Origin of the sequence: Paenibacillus pasadenensis (assembly GCF_023715725.1) — a bacterium.
Classification (GTDB): Bacteria; Bacillota; Bacilli; order Paenibacillales; family Paenibacillaceae; genus Paenibacillus_O; species Paenibacillus_O pasadenensis_A.
In genome coordinates, this window is record NZ_JAMBOT010000001.1 from 784434 (window position 1) to 803239 (window position 18806).

The window sequence follows — 18806 nt, forward strand, 5'->3', positions numbered from 1 at the left end:
AATGCCGAAATACGACTGTGCTGATGCAAAAAATCGCCTCTTCCAAAACAGAAGGGGCGATTTTATTTCCCGTTAACCGAAGAACTTTACACGAACGTCTAACGGCTGGTAGGTTTTTTCGAACGGCTCCATGCTCGGTTTGCCAAACGGCATTTGCGCAAGCAGCTTCCATGCGGCCGGAACCACCCATGTATCAGCCACTTCGGCGTCGATGAGCGGATTATAATGCTGCAGAGAAGCGCCAAGCCCTTCTTGCGACAGCGCCGTCCACACGACATGCTGCAGCATGCCTGAGGACTGGTTGGACCACACCGGGAAATTGTCCGCATAGGACGGGAATTGCTGCTGCAGGCCTTCCACAACGGCTTGATCCTCGAAGAACAGAATCGTGCCGTAGCCGCTGGAGAAGCCGTCCAGCTTCTGCTCGGTTGCGGCGAAGCTGTCCGCTGGCACGAGCTTTTTCAGCGTCTCCTTGGCAATGCTCCACAGCTTGTCGGATTGCTCGTGAAACAGCACAACTACTCGTGCGCTTTGGGAGTTGAATGCAGATGGCGTATGGGACACCGCTTCCAGCACGATTTCCTGAACGCGCTCCGGGGATACAACCTGCTCTTTGCTCAAGCCATATATGGTACGGCGTTCTTTAACTGCTTCCATATAAGTTTTGTTCATGTTAGAACCCTCGCTTTAGGTTTAATTTCCTTTAAACATTAGAGCTGGAACATCCATCGATAAATGTCCTCTCCGTTCAGCCAGCTCATCTCTTTATTTCATAACTCTTGATATTAAGATATATTATATAAAGATATGTGTCAATACCATTTATTAAAAAGAGGCAACCACCGGCCCAAACTGCTAGGGCCAGATGATTGCCGCTGTTCTGATTGTTTTGCATCATTTAGTTCGACAGTTTGGGCATCAACCGCAGGGATAACGCCGATACCCAGCCGAATGCGAGCATTCCGGCAATCGCCATGACAACACCGATCCCATTCGACATGCTCGCACCCGCTGCAATCAAAGCAGGGGATAGAGTCCCCGTAGCTATGCAATAACTCATCCAGGCGCGATTTCTCCGTACCGCAAAACTCCGGGCGTACATCAAACATGCCGCTACCAAACAGATAAATGACGTGAAGAAGGCAGCAGAATGGATTAAGGCTGTGCTGCTCATCCTTGCCGGCATTTCCACTGAAGCGCCAGGGGGAAAGCTCAAACCCGCATCTGGAGGGTAAATGCCGGCAACAATCATTCCTACTCCATATAATCCGATGAGAATCGCTCCCCATACGCCCATCCGATCTCCTCGCAGCTGCCTGCTGATTCCAATGGCCGCCACGATTCCTAGACATCCTGTGAGCATGAAATTAGCACTCTGAATCCAGCCGGCATCCCCTAGCGACAACATGCTGATAGCGTGCCGCCGAATATCAAAGCCACTGCGCATCATTACCTGAACTATGGACACTACGAAAAATAATGGCGCGGAAATAGCTCCGCCAATCAAAAGCATCCTGTTTACATCTGCACGGTCCGTTTTCATCATTGTTTGTTGCATCGAGCTCATCCTCTCATTTTATGCTGGCTGAAAAAAAGCGGATCAGCTCTGCCGAAATTGCCCCCGCATCCAGCTGTTTGGTATGTCCTAGCCTTTTTTTGCTCACCAGCTTTGAACCAGGAAGGGAATCCGCCAGCGCTTGCGCCGCACGGCGCAGCGAGACCGGGCTTTCCGGACCTGCCAGCACAAGCACCGGCATGCTGACTCTGTTCCATGAATCCGCGGGAAGCGGTTTGCCAGCCATGTATCCATCCAGCAAAATGGCATCATAGGGCAGAGTGTGCGCTACAGCCATCAGATTGGACCAAACGCCTGGCATTAAACGCATCATGCCCACTACAAACGATGGCGCGCCCATGCCTTTGGTCATGAAGTATTTAATCGCTTCGGCGCGGCGGTTATCCGCAATCAGCTCCAGCAATTGGTCTGAGAAATCAAGAGGCGGCTTGGAATCTGCCTCACTTACGACAAACGGCGGCTCATGCAGTGCTAGCTTTGTTATATTCAGCCCTTTCGCCGCCGATTGGAGAGCAAGCGCAGCGCCGGACGACAGTCCCCAGACATAAGCTTCTCCCCCTGCTGCATCAATCAGCGCTTCAAGATCCTCCATCTCACGCTCCACGGAGTATACCTTCTGATCTCCGCTTTCGCCGCGGCCGCGCCGGTCATAATTAAGGACAGTGAAATTTGCGGATAGTAATGCAGCTAGTTTCACCATTTGCGGAAATTTCCGATAACTGAACGCTCCGCCCACAAGTATAAGCGGCGGGCCTTGGCCTGTTTGGTCATAAGCGATCTTGGTGCCGTCTTTAGAGGTTACGGTGTACATATAAAATCTCCTTTACGGTTGAGTTATCGATGCCTTTACTAAGACGACGAACGGTTGAACGGATAATCGACACATCTTTCAAAATAAATTTGTTTGAGATAAAAAAGCACCGCCTCATTCGAGGCGATGCCTGGTTCTTCATCATCAAGGGGAATGGTTTAATCCGCAGCGCAATCGGCAGCACGTTTCAAAAGCAATTCACGTTCCTTCTCATTACCTGCCAGAGCAGCCGCTCGTTTGAACTCTTCGCATGCTTCTTCCTTGCGTCCCAGCTTCATCAAAAAATCCCCCCGCACACTCGGCAGCAGATGGTAGTTTTTCAATGTAGGCTCTAACAGCAAAGGCTGCAGCACTTCCAGAGCTACCTCCGGCCCAAAAGCCATCGACAGCGCGACGGCCCGGTTTAATTCAACAACCGGAGACGGCGCAATTTGAGAAAGCGCGTCATATAACGCCGATATTCGGACCCAGTCTGTTTCTGTGGCTGTATGGGCCAGGCCGTGACATGCCGCAATGGAAGCTTGAATGAGATAAGGACCAAATGCTTTTCCGAGCCGCTCCGCCCGCTCAATTGCTGCCAATCCCCGGCGGATAAGCAGATGGTCCCATAAAGCGCGGTTCTGATCCATCAGAAGCAGCGGCTCCCCGCTTTTGCTGACACGAGCCTTGAAGCGGGAGGATTGTATTTCCATCAGTGCGACAAGTCCATACACCTCCGGTTCGCCAGGCGCTATTTCAGCCAATATTCTTCCAAGCCGCAGCGCCTCTTGACAGAGCATGGGACGAATCCAGCTCGCCCCGGACGATGCAGCATAACCTTCATTAAACATGAGGTAAATGACCTCCAGAACCGAAGACAGCCGCCCTTCCAGCTCAGATTTTGATGGAAGCTCAAATGGAATTCGAGCAGCGGCTAGCGTGCGTTTTGCCCGGACAATCCGCTGGGCGATGGTCGGCTCCGGAACGAGAAAAGCGCTGGCGATTTCTCCTGTTGTCAAGCCTCCTAACAGCCGCAGCGTGAGCGCTACCCGCGCCTCAGTGGACAGGACAGGATGACAGGTCGTAAAAATAAGCCGGAGCATATCGTCACCAACGGAATCATCAATTGCCTCATCCCAATCCGGCTCCTGCTGCCGGGTCAGCTCCCTCCCCAGCTCTTCATATTTGCGGTCCTGCAGCTTATTCCTGCGAAGATAGTCCAGCGCGCGGCGCTTCGCCGTTGTTGTCAGCCAAGCTCCCGGTTTATCAGGTATACCTGTGTCCGGCCACCTTTCCAGCGCAGCGATAAACGCTTCTTGCGCCAAATCTTCAGCAAGCCCCACGTCTCGAACGATCCGGGTTAAACATGCAATAATTTTCGCCGATTCAATTCTCCATATCCCATCAAGCGAGCGGTGGACATCCGACTCGTTCACGATCTGGGTTTCCTCGTGACCTGTTCTCTCATTTCCTCTAATTTAGTCCGCTCCTCTGCATCCTCCGTCAGCTCCGGCGCCTCGAATACTTGACGCAGCTCAATCTCGCCCTCCCCGAAGCCATGCGGATCCGGCATCCTCATCGCCCACTGAACGGCTTCTTCCCTTGATTTTACTTCGATTAAAGTGAAACCTGCTATCAATTCCTTTGCTTCCGTAAAGGGTCCGTCGATTACTTTCGGCTTTCCGCCCGGCTCAGGGTACGAAATGCGAATTGAGCTGCTGCTAGGGTGAAGCCCTTCCGCTGCAACCAATACTCCGGCCCTTGCAAGCTCTTCATTATATCTGGCCATAGCTTCAAACAGCTCCGGATTCGGCATAGTGCCAGCCTCGGAATCTGTAGTTGCTTTTACGATCATCATGAACCTCATTGAAATCTCCTCCGTTTAATGGTTTATTTGCCTCTATACATACAACGAATGAAATAATCCGGAATCGACATTCAACCTATTTATTTTAAATTGTAAAAAACGGCTGCCAAATCAGTAGATTCCCGAAATGCAGCCGCCGGCTTGTACCTCGGCCGTATGATTTTAGGTTATTTACACTTAGCCTGAGCTGCATGGCCCAGCTTTTTCAACAGCATCGCAGCCTGTTTCTTTTCCTCTTCATTCAGACCGTCTACCGAGCTGCGGATAACATCTCTATGCTTTGGGAAATTCTCATCCAGAAGCCGCTCGCCCTCCTCGGTGAGCTCCGCATAAATAACACGGCGGTCCGTCGAAGAGGATTTGCGCACGAGCAGCCCCTTCTTTTCCAGCTTATCGACGATATAGGTCAGATTGCCGCTCGACACGAGCACTTTTTCTCCGATCTGCTGCAGCGGCATGGACCCTTTATGATAAAGCGCCTCCAAAATTCCGAACTCGGTCGGGATCAGACCATAGTTTTTAATGTTGTCGTTAACGATTTTTGTGACCCAATTGTAGGAGCGCATCAGAGCAATGAGCAGATCCGTCGATTCGTCTGGGACATGTTCTTTAGGCATTTTGTTCAACATCCTTTTATTTGTATCATCTTGATATAGAAATATAAGGATTAAAAAGAAAATTGTCAATGCCGGAAAAGGCGGTGGCTTACGGGTCTATGCAGATTGGCATACAAAAAAACGCGTTCTTCAACGAGGAAGAACGCGTTTAGGAATTCTGTTAAAGTCAGATCAAGCAAGCTTCCAAAGTGCTGACAGCTGACCCGTCAGTCGCCCCGGAAAGCCTTTTTCATCCGGTCGAAAATGCTTTCGTGATGCTCGGATTCTCCGCCTCCGCCGCTGCCGCCCAATCCGCCGAGCTGACGCAGAAGCTCCTTTTGCTCGTCAGTCAGAGCAGTAGGCGTGACAACGGTCACTTTAACATGCTGATCGCCGGTACCGTAACCGCGCAGCTTGGGAACACCTTTTCCTTTAAGGCGGAAATAAGTACCCGTTTGCGTGCCAGCTGGAATTTTGAGCTTAACCTTCTCCGTCAGCGTCGGAATTTCGATCTCGTCTCCGAGTGCTGCCTGTGCAAACGTAAGCGGCACCTCACAGTAAATATCGTCATTCTCACGATCGAAGAAATCATGCGGCTTAACACGAATGACGATGTACAGATCGCCATTCGCACCTCCGCGCGTGCCGCCTTCGCCTTCGCCGTTCAGGCGGATTTGCGCGCCTTCATCAACGCCGGCCGGAATGCGCACCGAAATCCGGCGCTGCTTTTTAACTTTGCCCGCGCCGTGACAAGTGCCGCATTTATCCTTGATGATTTTGCCTGTTCCGCTGCAGTTCGTACAAGCGCGGCGGTTGACCATTCGGCCAAACGGCGTATTCTGTACCACTTCCTGCTGTCCGCTTCCCCGGCAGACGGAGCAGGTTTCCGGTTTGGTGCCTGCTTTAGCGCCAGACCCGTGGCAAGTATCGCAGCCTTCGGTACGCGGAATCGTAATTTCCGTTTCCTTACCGAATACTGCTTCCTTGAACTCAATCGTCATCGTATACTGCAGATCGTTGCCGCGCTGCGGCGCGTTCGGATCACGACGGCCTCCGCCGCCCCCGAAGAACATATCAAAGATATCGCCAAAGCCGCCTCCGCCAAAGTCCTGGCCCATTCCGCCGCCGAACTGATTCGGGTCAACATGGCCGTACTGGTCGTACACGCCGCGTTTTTGATCATCGCTTAAGGTGTCGTAGGCTTCCTTGACCTCCTTGAACTTGCTCTCCGCATCGGCTCCCTTGTTCACGTCGGGATGATATTGGCGGGCAAGCTTGCGGTATGCCTTCTTAATATCTTCTGCTGAAGCGCCCTTGTCTACTCCAAGCACCTCATAAAAATCGCGTTTATCTGCCAACCACTCTCACCCCCATGAAAATACCGGTCTACATGCAACAACCGCCCTCTCCCTCCTGACGCCCCGGCGTAAAGCCGGAGCGCTGCTCGGAAAAAGGCGGAGCCGCTAAAGTAACGTTATATAGCTATCGTACCTTTTTTATTTCTTATCGTCTACGACTTCATAATCAGCGTCAACAACGTTGTCGCGTCCGCCGGCATTGCCTCCGGCTTCGCCAGCGCCGCCAGCAGCACCTTGCTCTGCTTGAGCCGCTTGCTCATACAGCTTGACGGACAGCTGCTGTACGATTTCAGTCAGCTCTTCAGTCGCTTTTTGGATGGCTTCCAAATCTTCGCCCGCTACTGCAGCTTGCAGAGCTTCCTTGGCCGTGTTCGCTTTTTCGATTTCGCCGGCGTCAACTTTGTCGCCCAGATCCTTCACCGTTTTATCAACGGAGTAGATCAGCTGGTCGGCATTGTTTTTCGCTTCAACGAGCTCTTTGCGCTTGCGGTCATCCTCGGCATGCAGCTCGGCGTCCTTCATCATGCGCTCAACTTCGTCGTCGCTCAGGCCGCTGGACGAGGTGATCGTGATTTTTTGGCTTTTGCCGGTGCCTTTGTCGAGCGCGCTAACATTAACGATACCGTTAGCATCGATGTCAAACGTAACTTCGATTTGCGGAATTCCGCGCGGAGCCGGCGGAATGTCTCCCAGCATAAAGCGTCCCAGCGTTTTGTTGCCGGAAGCCATGGAGCGCTCGCCCTGCAGAACGTGGATCTCAACGCTTGTTTGGTTGTCCGCGTACGTGGAGTAAACCTGCGATTTGCTCGTCGGAATCGTCGTGTTGCGGTCAATCATTTTTGTAAATACGCCGCCAGCGGTCTCAATGCCGAGGGACAGCGGAGTTACGTCAAGCAGAACGACGTCTTTTACGTCGCCCGTCAGAACGCCGGCTTGCACGGCTGCGCCGAGAGCAACAACTTCGTCCGGGTTAACGCCTTTATGAGGCTCTTTGCCAGTCAGCTTTTTGATTGCTTCCTGTACGGCAGGAATACGGGTGGAACCGCCGACAAGGACAACCTTCGTGATTTCGCTAGTGGACAATCCGGAATCGCTAAGCGCCTGGCGCGTTGGTCCCAGCGTACGCTCTACGAGCGGAGCGGCCAGCTCTTCGAACTTGGCGCGGGTCAGGTTGAGCTCCAAGTGCTGTGGAACTCCGTCTACCATCGTAATGAACGGCAGGCTGATCGTCGTTGTCAGAACGCCGGAAAGCTCTTTTTTCGCTTTTTCCGCAGCGTCTTTCAGACGTTGAACAGCTGCTTTGTCTTTGGACAGGTCGCTGCCATGCTCTTTTTTGAATTCAGCTACGATGTGGTCAATGATCACTTGGTCGAAGTCATCGCCGCCCAGGCTGTTGTCGCCGCTTGTTGCTTTAACTTCGAAGAAGCCGTCGCCGAGTTCCAGAATGGAAACGTCGAACGTGCCGCCGCCAAGGTCGTATACGAGAATTGTTTGGTCCTCGGACTTCTCCAGGCCGTATGCAAGCGCAGCAGCCGTAGGCTCGTTGACGATACGCAGCACTTCCAGGCCGGCGATTTTGCCTGCGTCCTTCGTCGCTTGGCGCTGGGAGTCGTTGAAATAAGCAGGAACGGTAATAACCGCTTGAGTTACCGTTTGGCCAAGATAAGCCTCGGCGTCGGATTTAAGTTTTTGCAGGATGATAGCGGAAATCTCTTGTGGTGTGTAGTCTTTGCCATCAATCGTTTCCTTGTGGTTCGTGCCCATATGGCGCTTGATCGACATGATCGTGCGGTCCGGGTTCGTGATAGCTTGGCGCTTCGCCGTTTCGCCGACGATACGCTCTCCGTCCTTTTTGAAGCCTACAACGGAAGGAGTGGTGCGGTTGCCCTCCGGATTCGGAATAACGACAGCCTCGCCGCCTTCCATAACTGCTACGCAGGAGTTGGTTGTTCCAAGGTCAATCCCAATTACTTTACTCATCGTATAGTCCTCCTCAATAAATATCCTTCTCGTTTAAATAAGTATAACCTGTTTATCTTAAAGGCAGCTTAAGCCTCAACCGCTCACCTTTACCATGGCTGGACGAAGCACCTTGTCCTTAAGCGTGTAGCCTTTTTGCAGCTCCTCAACGACGGTGCCTTCCTCATGCTCATCGGACTCCACCTGCATTACCGCCTGATGGAATTCCGGATTGAACGGCTGGCCGACAGTATCCATCGACTTGAGGCCTTCCTGCTCCAACACGCCTTGCAGCTGGCGGAAAATCATATCAACGCCTTTGGCGAGCGACTCGGAATCTCCGCTGCCTGAAGCGGCTGTCAAGGCGCGCTCAAAGTTATCGACAATCGGAAGCAGCTGGGTCAGCAGCTTCGAGGAAGCGTATTGAGCCAGCTCTTCCTTTTCCTTTTGCGTACGGCGGCGGAAGTTGTCAAAGTCGGCTTGTGCGCGCAAAAAGCGCTGCTGAGAATCTTCCGCTTGGCGGGCAAGCTCGGCATAACGAGGGTCATCTCCGTTTGCTTCAGCTGCCTCGCCTTCTGCTCCAGCGGATTGTGCAGGCTCGCCTCCCGCTGCTGCCGCAGCCTGATCGGCCGTTTCCGGATCGGGCGACAAAATATCTTCCGCATCCGTATGGTTCTGCTCATCTATCGTATTCTTCTTGGAATTCAAGCATGCTCACCTCCCATAAATGGTTGCCTGACACATGAGATCGTATGGAGGAACGCGAGGCTTCAAGCATGCCCCTGCGTCCGCAATTTGCCCATGCCGGGTCCTTGGTTACTGTCCGGGACGAAGCAGCTGCAAGCTGCTGCCGAACACGCCAAGCAGGCTGATGACCCGTCCGTAATCCATCCTAGTCGGTCCTAAAATGCCAATCGTGCCAAGCGGTTGTCCGTCAATCGCATACGTTGCCGTAATCAGACTGCAATTGGCAATCGCCTCATGGTCGTTTTCCGTACCAATTCGCACCTGCAGCCCTTGAGGCAGCGAACTGAACAAGCGCAGCAGCGCTGGCGTTTCCTCCAGCAAACTGAACAATGTTTTTACCTTATCGACATCTTTGAACTCCGGTTGAGTCAGGATGTTCGTCGTGCCCGATAAAAACAGCCTGCCGTCATGCTCAGGTGTCAGCGCCTGATCAAGCAGCCTCAGCAAACCTTCGCACTGATCCGCATAACGTCCCATCTCCTCGCCGGCTTCGGAGAATAGACGCGACTTTAGACGTGTCAGCGGTACGCCGCTCAGCTTGTCGTTAAAGAAACGGACAGCCTGCTCAATCTCGTTCATCTCCAGATCCGGCGGAATCGTCACGGTGCGATTTTCGACATGACCGGTATTGGTCACGACGATTGCAACCGCCTTGTCGCCGCCAAGCGGCACAAGCTGAAAATGCTTCAGCGCCTGATTTACAGAGTCCGGCCCCAGCACAATAGACGTATAATTGGTCATATTGGACATAATCATTGCCGCATGCTGAATGACCTGTTCCATTTCCATCATCCGTCCGGTAAAAAAGGAGCGAATAGCATTCAGCTCGTTATCCGTTACCGCCTCACGCTTCATGAGATGATCGACATAATAACGATAACCTCTAATGGAAGGAATACGTCCAGCAGACGTATGCGGCTGCTCCAGGAAGCCGAGCTCCTCCAGATCAGCCATCTCGTTACGGATCGTGGCGGGACTAAAGGAAACATCTCCCCGCTTCGAAATGCTCCGGGAACCTACAGGCTCAGCAGAACGGATATAATCATCTATGATTGAGCTAAGAATCAGCTGCTGTCTTTCTGTCAACATCCGTGCCCATCCTCCTCTGTCAGCCGCCGGCGCCGTTCCGAGCCGGGTTGCCATAGTCATTAGCACTCCACTCCAACGAGTGCTAACATTCAATACAAAAATACCAAACCTGCTCGACGATTGTCAAGTCAGGTTTGGCTATTTGGGCGCTTATATAGACGTTTGCACGATGAGCGTATTAGATGTAGCGAAGAACAGCAATTTCATCGCAGGCATGCTGCTTCGGGCAGTTGACGCAGTCGGTCCAGACCTTTTCCGGAAAGATCTCTTTGTCCACAACCGAGAAGCCGTTCCGTTCAAAAAACCGCACCTCGTAAGTAAGAGCCATAATCTTCGGAATGCGCTGCGCTTTCGCCTGAATGATTAGCTGATCAACAATTTTACTGCCGATGCCGTAGCCCTTGTAGCCCTCGCTGATGCCCAGCGAGCGGACCTCCACGAGATCCTGGCCGAGGCGGGTTAACGAACCGCAGCCAACCACCTCGCCGTCAATTTCGGCGATGACAAACGTTTCGATCTGCCGGTGGAGAACCTCCTTGGACCTGGGCAGCATAATTCCTTTCTCCGCATAACCTTTGATCAGCTCATATAGCTTCTCGACGTCACCGCTATGCGCCTGTCGGCACAACGCTTCTTTAACCAGCATCCGCTTCTCCTCCTCCCGGCAGCCTTAAGCAATATGAATAAATATACATCAAAGCGAATTAATGCTCAAGAGCAATTATGGATAATTTTTTAACGGCTCGGACATTTTCCATAATATAATATTGGAAAGATCAGCAAGGGAGATGACGCTCATCAAACGCAAGCGCCAAACTGCAATTGTGGCTCATCTGGTCATCAGTCTAGTAGCGCTAGTCCTTTTTATTATATCAATGTTAGACTTTTGGTGGGGGCGTCTTACGCCGCAAACTGGCCCCATCGGGAACGGCCCTCGCCCAGTCCCTACACTTGCTTGGATAATAATGATTCTGTTTGGAGTTTCTTTTCTCGGAAACGTCGCTGTCGGAATTTTTCGATATGTGAAGCTGCAGAAGATGGGGAAGGAAGACGAGCAAAGCGAGCCGCCAGCAAATCATTGAAAGGGTCAACTTATACTAAATTATGAATAAAAGAGATGCCCTATTGATTTGGGCATCTCTTTTATTCCGGGCAAGAATATTACTTCAGATTAATTTGACCTTGTTCTGTTCCCCAGAAGCCAGTTTGAACATTCAGCACGTAATCTTTAAGCGTTTCTGGAATCTCAAATGCTACATTACCAGATTGAGCAAGACCCGGATTAATGGCTTCAAACAAGAAAAAGCCATCTGCCCCAATTAAAGTGGAAGGAGAGTATTCAATGTCATCCTTAATCAGCTTAAAAAATGAAGAGTCGGTATTTATCGTATCTTTACCTTTGTTCGTTACAGTTACGTTCACAATAAGAAACACCGCGCCTTCGGAATCAGGACTGAATGAAAAATAATCGCTGGAAACTTCTTTTGTCGTTTTGACTTTATTCACTTTAAATACGACATCTCCAACCTGTAGCTCTTCCCCTATTTTGGCAAGTTTCGGCTCTTCACTCGGAGCTTCCTCTTTAGCGTCTTTCGCCGTTTCGGAATCCGTAGTTGCCTTATCTTTTTGAGGCGATGGAGAAGCAGATGATTTATTTGCCTCCGAGCTTTCATTAGCAGCGGTAGGCTGCTCGTCCTCGGACATTGAGCCAATAATAAACAGAACAACCAGCAATCCCACTAACCCAAAGAAAAACATTTTCAAACCTTTCTTCATTTCCAGTTCCCCTCTCTAATTCGAAAAATAGGCTTATCGGCACAGGACTATAGAACCTATTCCCATCTTTTTTACTATCGGTAACTGAATATGAAAATTTTAGATAATTCCATCTTAATTTTTAAAAATCTTCCATACACTTGCACTCTAAACGAAAATAAAAAAACCAGCCCTTAAATTTCCAAAGGGCTGGTCATTAACATTTTCCAATTAAAACGAAGCTTTCCACTGCTCTTCCAGCCAAGCGTCAAATTGCTCGCCTTTATCGCCTTCAAGCACGTCATATACGTCAAGCCTCATTTTTTTCAGCTTTTCTTTAAAGTCGGAGAAGCTGTGCCCGTTCGGCAGGCTTTTACGGATACGGACGACAATTTTGTCCAGGCCTTTAACCGGGACGGACGCCTTGCGTACCGGAGCTTGCGCCTGCTCGCCGAGCGCGACGAGACCGCGGTAAGCTTCCTCGCGCACCGGAAGTACCGGATCTTCGGCTAACAGCCGGCGCAGGATGGCAGCTGACTGAGGCGCTTTAAGCGCTGCAAGCTCTTTGGCTGCTCCAAGGCGCGCGCGCCAGTCTGACATACGGCTTGCCGCGCGTTTTAGCTCGGTTACCGGATCGATTGCAGCAGGCTCTGCCGCTTCAGGAGTAGAATTCGGATTTTTTTTCAAGGACATGATCTCCCTTACCTTCAATTAACATCTATAGTTGGATCTGTTCGGCAGGCTCATCCAGCACACCGATGAACGCGCCGAACACTTCATTGCCTAGCAGTACACCTTGCGGCGTTAACCGGTAACCCCGGCCAGGACGAAGCGGTGTTCCTCCAGGCAGCAGCCCGTGTTCGCCGTCTTCCAGCTGCAGCAGCAGCCCTTCGCGCAGCAGCTTCTTCAGCTGCGGGCCGAACACATTCTCGACGGTTCGTCCCGGGAACTGGCGTTCAAAATCCGCGCAGCGCACCCCATCCAGCAAACGCAGGCCGACCATCATAAAATCTTCCATCGCTTCGGCTTCGCTGATTGTCTCGCCCGACAAACGCGGCAGCCGCTGCAGCGCAGCGTCAATATAAGCCTGCACGCCTTTGATATTCACATGGCGATGGCGATCCAAGTAGCCGTGCGCACCGGCGCCGAGCCCATAATAAGGCTCGTTTCGCCAATAAGTCGAATTATGCTTGCTCTCATAACCCGGCTTGGCAAAATTGCTGATTTCATAATGCTCGTATCCCGCTCCCTGCAGGCGGCCAATCAGATGGAGATACATCTCCAAATCTTCTTCCTCCGTAGGAAGAGGCAGCTCATTCCGCTCATACAGATGGTGGAACAGCGTGTTCTCCTCCACCTTAAGGCTGTAGAGAGAGTAATGCGGCAGGTTCAGCGCCAGCGCTTTGTCCACACTGTCGGACAGATGCGCGATTGTCTGTTTAGGCAACCCGAACATCAAATCGATGGACAGATTGCTGAAGCCCGCCGCGCGGGCATTCTCCAGGCTCCGGTAAACGTCATCGACGTTATGGATACGGCCGATCCGCTCCAGCAGGCCGTTGTCGAACGACTGAACGCCGAAGCTGAGGCGGTTCACCCCACCGGCAAACATGACCGCAAGTTTGTCGGGATCGGTCGTGCCGGGATTGGCCTCCATCGTAAACTCCGTTCCCTCATGAAGCGGCCAGAGCTTCCGGACTGACGCCAGGAAACGTTCCATCTGCGGCGGCGTCAGCACAGTCGGCGTTCCGCCGCCAACAAATACGGTATCGATTCGTTCTGCAGGAGTTTGCGCCAGTGTCAGTTCCATCTCCTTCTCTAGAGCGGTCAAATATTCATCAACCGGCTGCCCTTTGAGAATGTAGGAATTGAAATCACAGTAATGGCACTTGTTCGTGCAAAACGGGATATGAATGTAAAGCGCTCTAGGCGCATGCTGCACCATGAGGCAGTCCTCCTCGCAAGAAGCTGCGGGCCGGGTTCAGATACGCGCAATAACCGCGCCGAGTTTCCGGCCGGAAGCTCCTCAAATGCCGCTGGAGGAGAGCCGCAGCCCTCCCCCAGCATCGTAACTTTAGTCCTCGTCGATTTTCAGGACGGCCATAAACGCCTCCTGCGGCACCTCAACGTTGCCGACTTGTTTCATCCGCTTTTTGCCTTCCTTCTGCTTTTCAAGCAGCTTGCGCTTCCGGCTGATATCGCCGCCGTAACATTTGGCAAGGACGTTTTTGCGCATTGCCTTAACCGTTTCGCGGGCGATAACCTTTTGGCCGATGGACGCCTGGACCGGCACCTCGAACATCTGGCGCGGGATAAGCTCCTTAAGCTTTTCGCAAATGATCCGTCCCCGCTGGTACGCGCGATCACGATGCACGATAACGGACAAGGCGTCGACCGTCTCGCCGTTCAGCATGATGTCCATCTTAACAAGCTTGGATTGGCGGTAGCCGCTCAGCTCATAGTCGAAGGAAGCATACCCTTTTGTGCTGGACTTTAGCTGATCGAAGAAATCATAAACGATCTCGGACAGCGGAATATGGTACGTAATCGTGACACGATTCGTATCCAAATATTCCATGTTGACGAATTCGCCGCGTTTGTTCTGGCAAAGCTCCATTACGGTACCGACATAATCGTTTGGAACGATAACGCCAGCCTTCACATACGGCTCCTCAACATGCTCGATTTTGCCGACCTCCGGGTAGTTGGACGGGTTGTCGATGTTCAGCATCTCGCCGTTTGTAAGCGTGACCTTATAGATAACGCTTGGGGCCGTCGTAATAAGCGGGATATTGAATTCGCGCTCAATACGTTCCTGGATGACATCCATATGAAGCAGGCCCAGGAATCCGCAGCGGAAGCCAAAACCAAGCGCCGTGGACGACTCCGGCTCAAACGTCAAGGAAGCATCGTTCAGCTGCAGCTTCTCCAGCGCCTCGCGAAGATCGTTGTAATCGGTGTTCTCGATCGGATACAGGCCGCAGTACACCATCGGGTTGATTTTGCGGTAGCCCGGCAGCGGTTCCGGCGCCTGGCGCTTCGCCTCGGTGACAGTATCGCCGACACGCGTATCCTTTACGTTTTTGATGCCTGCTACGACGAAGCCGACATCGCCGACCTGCAGCTCGTCCACAATCGTCATGCGCGGCTTGAACGCGCCGACCTCGATGACCTCGAACTCGGCCCCGGTTGCCATAAAATGAATTTTTTTGCCGGCTTTGATGCTGCCGTCAACAACGCGAACGTATACGATAACCCCTTTGTAAGGATCGTAGTGCGAGTCGAAAATAAGCGCCTTAAGCGGCTCGTCCGGATCTCCGGTCGGAGCGGGGACCTTTTGGACAACCTGCTCCAAAATTTCCTTGATGCCGATGCCTGCCTTGGCGGATGCGAGCACCGCTTCGCTGGCGTCAAGCCCGATGACATCTTCTACCTCCTGCTTCACGCGCTCCGGCTCCGCGCTCGGCAGGTCGATCTTGTTAATAACGGGTAAAATCTCCAGATTGTTATCCAGAGCCAAATAAACGTTGGCCAATGTCTGAGCCTCAATGCCCTGCGCCGCGTCAACGACTAACAATGCGCCTTCACAGGCGGCAAGACTGCGGGATACCTCGTACGTAAAGTCGACGTGTCCCGGCGTATCAATCAGGTTCAGAATATATTCTTCTCCATCATCGGCCTTGTAGCCCAGGCGTACAGCCTGCAGCTTGATCGTAATGCCGCGCTCCCGTTCCAGATCCATCTGATCGAGAACCTGGGACTGCATTTCACGGGAAGTAAGCGCGCCGGTATACTCCAGAATCCGGTCAGCCAGCGTGGACTTTCCGTGGTCGATATGCGCGATAATGGAAAAATTCCGTATCTTCTTTTGGCGGTCGCGTACGTCTGCCATGCTTTGTGATCCACACCCCTCAATATGACTAACCTTCATTATACCTTTTTGCCGGGAGGGGGGCAACGACTACCGGAGACGATTACTGCGTCATGGAGTCAAACAGAGTCACAAGGAAGCGAATGCCGGAGCTGGATACGGTTTGCAGCATGCCGGCCGTTCCGTCGGCCAGACGATTAACGCCTGTTTCCCCGTCAACGTCCTCAATACCGGGAAGCCTTGATTCGGCAGACGGCCGCTCCTGTTTCGGGTCCAAATCGCCGTCAGAGCCGCTAGCAGCGGCGCTGACATAAGCCGCTTCCTCATCACCTGCAAAATCGCCCCCGCCGCCAGTCGTTTTCTCGCCGGCAACGCCGTATTTTTTCTGCAGCTGCTCCAGCTCCTTCTCGTACTTCAGCTGCTGCAGCCGCTCTTGCTCCTGTGCTCTGGCGGCCTCCGCGTACCGTCCGATTTCCTCCGGGGCCGTATTGCCCAGCGGTCCATAAACCCGGTTGATGCCGCCCGCCGTCATTTCCATGCCGAACAGCAGCACCGCCGCCAGCGCGGCCCCGATTATAGTCCATTTCAGCGGGCTTCTTCTCATTTCAATCGTTCCTCCTTATGCCTTCTGGTCTTTAAAATAAATATCCGCGATCACTTCCGCCAGCGCTTGCGCCGTCCGGTAGCATTCCTCCAGCGTGTTGTCTACGCCGCCAACCTCAATCAAAATGCTGTTAGCCGATAAGGACTGGTTGTATTCGCCGTTATTGCGGCCGCCATTGGAGGACTTGCCAAGAATGCCGCGCGACAGGCCGGGATAGCTTTTTTCCAGCCCATCGTGGATTGCTTGCGCAAACGCCTCGTTCTGCTTCCAGTTGGGATTGCCCTTTCCGATTACAAAAAACACCTTTGCGTACACGACGCCGTTAATGGTTTTGGTGGTCAGCTTGCGTTTTTGCGAGTCCCGGTGAATATCGATAAAATATTTCAGCCCTTGGTCCGTGCTCATCGCTTCCTGAACGGTTTTTCTGGAGTATTTATAGCTTAAAGGCCATGAGTAGCCTTTCACCTCGGTCGGATAGTCGGCGTCGGAATGAATCGTTCCAACCCCTTTTTTCTCCAGCTGCTCCGCAAGCCGCGCTCCTACCTGGCCGACATTCAGCTTATCGGACTGGGGATCGTCTTTGCCGTCGTTAAGCTCTGGCGCAAATGATTCTCTGGAGTGCGTTTGATAAATAAATACTGCTTTTTCCCCCTGTGAAGGCTTGTCCGGCGAGTTCTCTCCCGCATTATTGCCCGCTGGCTCCTCCGGCAGCTCCCCGACCGGTCCAACGCCGGTACCCTCGCCGCTTCCGTCATCGGCTCCGGCATCATGTCCATCCGGCTGATCATCTGGACCGGGCTCCTCCACATTGGATGTCCCGCCTTGTGCCGGATCGGAGTTTTGTCCGTCGTTACCGCCAGCCTGACTATCCGTACCTGCCGCGCCCGGCATGCCGGGAATTCCTGCAGCCAGCAGACTGCGCGGACTGGACGGGTTGACCTCCGTCAGCTTTTCCATCATATAACCTCCGAGCTGGCGATTAGAGAAGCTGCTGTCGGCCGGATTGCGGAATGAAGGAAGCTCCATTCCAAGCATATCCGCAAAAAACGCGGTTGAAACCGCGGAGGCTAGTCCTTTTAACGAGCTGGCTCCCTGATGCTCCCGAATCATTGAAAAAGCGCCCGCCAGCAAAAACAACAGTGTCGAGCAGAGGCTTATGACAACAAACGTTTTTCCCGCCGTTAAAAAACGCCGGATGCGAAGGCTGCCGCCTCCTGTTGAAATGATAGAGGTCCGTTTCATTCGTTATCCTCCTGAAGCCGCACGGATTTTCGCCGATGACGATTCACGGTCTGCTACTAAACTATGAAGGGAGGATAATTGATAGAACAAAACTCATAGAATTTGATTTGATTCATAGAAAAACAGGCCGGCAATCCGGCCTGTTAGAAATTTGTATGAGCGGTCAAACGGCATTTTCACCGAAGCCTCAGTGGGTATAAGCGGCTACATTGCTGGAGTCTACGGCATCATGCAGCGCCGCATTCAAACCGCTGGCGATAACATTAGCGATGTCCTCGATAAACTGGTCAATTTCCTTTGGAGTGACCAGCAGATCATGCTTAAGCGGCGATAAAACCTCTTTTACTAGAGCGAGCCTCTCCTGCTCCGCCAGCTGATCGACCAGCCCCATAATTTGACTGGTGTCCCCCTGCTCCTTGCGGAAATGCTCCTTCATCATATCAATGACGCTGTTTACTAGAGTGGAGGCATAAACAACGGTCGGAACTCCGATTGCAATTACCGGCACGCCGAGAATCTCCTTGGTCAGCCCCTTGCGTTTATTGCCGATGCCGGAGCCGGGATGGATGCCGGTGTCAGCAATCTGGATCGTTGTGTTTACTCGTTCCAAGTTGCGCGAGGCTAGGGCGTCGATGGCAATGACCAGCTCGGGCTTGGTTTTTTCAATTATCCCCTGTACGATTTCGCTGGATTCAATGCCGGTAATGCCGAGTACGCCTGGCGCGACGGCACTTACGGCACGATAACCGGGCGCAACTTGATCTGGCATCAGTTCAAAAAACTGCCGGGTCACCATCGTATTCTCCACAACGAGCGGACCGAGCGCATCCGGCGTGACGTTCCAATTGCCCAAGCCAACGATTAATACCCCGGCATTCACCGGAACGCCAAGCTGCTGCAGAAAACGTTCAAATTCCTGAGCAAACCGGGTGGCCACCTTATCGCCCAGCTCGGAATCATGCGTCCTCAGCTCCGGCACCTCAAACGTAACGTAATTGCCGATAATTTTGCCGATTGCCCGCGAGCCGGCCTCGTTCTGGACTTGAAGCCGGGTCACAGTAATACCGTCCGCTTCCTCCGTTTCGGAGACGACGCCAGGAATGGGCCCGCCGGCATTTTGCTCCGCCATTTCCTTCGCTTCCAGCGCCAGGTCGGTATGTACGGCGTACTGGCTTAAATCTACATCATGGGTCATGCGCACAGCTCCTCTGCCCGGTTTTTTCTTAGTGTGCGAAAAGGGGCGTTTTCTTATTCGGCAAAGGTTCCTCATCCTTCCTGAATGGTTGCATTTTGGGCAGGCGCATGATAAGATACTTTAAGTTGTGTTGCAGTTAGGGGGTTGCCCCTTTGTA

General features: G+C 52.6%; 18 protein-coding genes. All 18 read right to left on the minus strand.

From position 1 onward, the window contains the following. Positions 1-72: 72 nt before the first annotated feature. Entirely contained in the window at positions 73-672 is a 600-nt protein-coding gene (locus M3223_RS03550) for a nitroreductase family protein (protein WP_251558994.1), read from the minus strand. 226 nt (positions 673-898) lie between these two features. Then, positions 899-1558: a DUF998 domain-containing protein gene (locus M3223_RS03555; protein ID WP_251558996.1), complete on the minus strand. Its 660-nt coding sequence runs from the start codon at positions 1556-1558 to the stop codon at positions 899-901. Between the two features lie 13 nt (positions 1559-1571). After that, positions 1572-2387 carry an alpha/beta fold hydrolase gene (locus M3223_RS03560; protein WP_251558998.1) on the minus strand — a complete coding sequence of 272 codons (816 nt, stop codon included), beginning with the start codon at positions 2385-2387 and terminating at the stop codon, positions 1572-1574. A 158-nt stretch (positions 2388-2545) separates the two neighbouring features. Next, positions 2546-3802 (minus strand): RNA polymerase sigma factor, encoded by a 1257-nt coding sequence (locus M3223_RS03565; protein WP_251559000.1) that lies wholly within the window; start codon positions 3800-3802, stop codon positions 2546-2548. After that, positions 3799-4233 (minus strand): YciI family protein, encoded by a 435-nt coding sequence (locus M3223_RS03570; RefSeq protein WP_251559002.1) that lies wholly within the window; start codon positions 4231-4233, stop codon positions 3799-3801. The genes M3223_RS03565 and M3223_RS03570 overlap by 4 nt, the downstream gene beginning before the upstream one ends. Before the next feature lie 167 nt (positions 4234-4400). Continuing rightward, the gene (locus M3223_RS03575; protein WP_251559004.1) at positions 4401-4850 is read right to left on the minus strand and encodes a MarR family winged helix-turn-helix transcriptional regulator; all 450 of its coding nucleotides are present in this window, start codon (positions 4848-4850) and stop codon (positions 4401-4403) included. Positions 4851-5056: 206 nt separating this feature from the next. After that, positions 5057-6187, minus strand: coding sequence for a molecular chaperone DnaJ (dnaJ, locus tag M3223_RS03580; protein ID WP_251559007.1), 1131 nt, complete (start codon positions 6185-6187; stop codon positions 5057-5059). A gap of 138 nt (positions 6188-6325) precedes the next feature. Beyond that, positions 6326-8167, minus strand: a complete 1842-nt coding sequence (gene dnaK, locus M3223_RS03585) for a molecular chaperone DnaK (protein ID WP_251559009.1) — start codon at positions 8165-8167, stop codon at positions 6326-6328. A 75-nt stretch (positions 8168-8242) separates the two neighbouring features. Further along, positions 8243-8854 (minus strand): nucleotide exchange factor GrpE, encoded by a 612-nt coding sequence (gene grpE, locus M3223_RS03590; RefSeq protein WP_251559010.1) that lies wholly within the window; start codon positions 8852-8854, stop codon positions 8243-8245. Positions 8855-8962: 108 nt separating this feature from the next. Continuing rightward, positions 8963-9982, minus strand: coding sequence for a heat-inducible transcriptional repressor HrcA (hrcA, locus tag M3223_RS03595; RefSeq protein ID WP_251559012.1), 1020 nt, complete (start codon positions 9980-9982; stop codon positions 8963-8965). A gap of 178 nt (positions 9983-10160) precedes the next feature. Next, complete coding sequence (locus M3223_RS03600; RefSeq protein ID WP_251559015.1) at positions 10161-10628, minus strand: N-acetyltransferase; 468 nt, start codon at positions 10626-10628, stop codon at positions 10161-10163. A 515-nt stretch (positions 10629-11143) separates the two neighbouring features. Next, a complete protein-coding gene (locus M3223_RS03605; protein WP_251559017.1) occupies positions 11144-11758 on the minus strand; it encodes a DUF4352 domain-containing protein in 615 nt (204 codons plus the stop codon). Between the two features lie 210 nt (positions 11759-11968). Further along, positions 11969-12424, minus strand: a complete 456-nt coding sequence (locus M3223_RS03610; RefSeq protein ID WP_285891092.1) for a HEAT repeat domain-containing protein — start codon at positions 12422-12424, stop codon at positions 11969-11971. A gap of 31 nt (positions 12425-12455) precedes the next feature. After that, on the minus strand, positions 12456-13682 hold the full coding sequence (hemW, locus tag M3223_RS03615; RefSeq protein ID WP_251559019.1) for a radical SAM family heme chaperone HemW: 1227 nt from the start codon (positions 13680-13682) through the stop codon (positions 12456-12458). A 129-nt stretch (positions 13683-13811) separates the two neighbouring features. Next, positions 13812-15629, minus strand: coding sequence for a translation elongation factor 4 (lepA, locus tag M3223_RS03620; protein ID WP_251559021.1), 1818 nt, complete (start codon positions 15627-15629; stop codon positions 13812-13814). An 82-nt stretch (positions 15630-15711) separates the two neighbouring features. Then, the gene (locus M3223_RS03625; protein WP_251559024.1) at positions 15712-16212 is read right to left on the minus strand and encodes a hypothetical protein; all 501 of its coding nucleotides are present in this window, start codon (positions 16210-16212) and stop codon (positions 15712-15714) included. Positions 16213-16227: 15 nt separating this feature from the next. Then, a complete protein-coding gene (locus tag M3223_RS03630) occupies positions 16228-17454 on the minus strand; it encodes a stage II sporulation protein P (protein WP_251559026.1) in 1227 nt (408 codons plus the stop codon). A gap of 187 nt (positions 17455-17641) precedes the next feature. Continuing rightward, entirely contained in the window at positions 17642-18649 is a 1008-nt protein-coding gene (gpr, locus tag M3223_RS03635; RefSeq protein WP_251559028.1) for a GPR endopeptidase, read from the minus strand. Positions 18650-18806: the final 157 nt, after the last annotated feature.

Bases quoted from the DNA above. Each gene is read 5' to 3' on its own strand.
- dnaK (WP_251559009.1), bottom strand. From the start codon at position 8,167: ATGAGTAAAGTAATTGGGATTGACCTTGGAACAACCAACTCCTGCGTA.
- hrcA (WP_251559012.1), bottom strand. From the start codon at position 9,982: ATGTTGACAGAAAGACAGCAGCTGATTCTTAGCTCAATCATAGATGAT.
- M3223_RS03630 (WP_251559026.1), bottom strand. From the start codon at position 17,454: ATGAAACGGACCTCTATCATTTCAACAGGAGGCGGCAGCCTTCGCATC.
- M3223_RS03555 (WP_251558996.1), bottom strand. From the start codon at position 1,558: ATGCAACAAACAATGATGAAAACGGACCGTGCAGATGTAAACAGGATG.
- M3223_RS03600 (WP_251559015.1), bottom strand. From the start codon at position 10,628: ATGCTGGTTAAAGAAGCGTTGTGCCGACAGGCGCATAGCGGTGACGTC.
- M3223_RS03560 (WP_251558998.1), bottom strand. From the start codon at position 2,387: ATGTACACCGTAACCTCTAAAGACGGCACCAAGATCGCTTATGACCAA.
- M3223_RS03625 (WP_251559024.1), bottom strand. From the start codon at position 16,212: ATGAGAAGAAGCCCGCTGAAATGGACTATAATCGGGGCCGCGCTGGCG.
- M3223_RS03550 (WP_251558994.1), bottom strand. From the start codon at position 672: ATGAACAAAACTTATATGGAAGCAGTTAAAGAACGCCGTACCATATAT.
- gpr (WP_251559028.1), bottom strand. From the start codon at position 18,649: ATGACCCATGATGTAGATTTAAGCCAGTACGCCGTACATACCGACCTG.
- hemW (WP_251559019.1), bottom strand. From the start codon at position 13,682: ATGGTGCAGCATGCGCCTAGAGCGCTTTACATTCATATCCCGTTTTGC.
- M3223_RS03575 (WP_251559004.1), bottom strand. From the start codon at position 4,850: ATGCCTAAAGAACATGTCCCAGACGAATCGACGGATCTGCTCATTGCT.
- lepA (WP_251559021.1), bottom strand. From the start codon at position 15,629: ATGGCAGACGTACGCGACCGCCAAAAGAAGATACGGAATTTTTCCATT.
- M3223_RS03605 (WP_251559017.1), bottom strand. From the start codon at position 11,758: ATGAAGAAAGGTTTGAAAATGTTTTTCTTTGGGTTAGTGGGATTGCTG.
- M3223_RS03570 (WP_251559002.1), bottom strand. From the start codon at position 4,233: ATGAGGTTCATGATGATCGTAAAAGCAACTACAGATTCCGAGGCTGGC.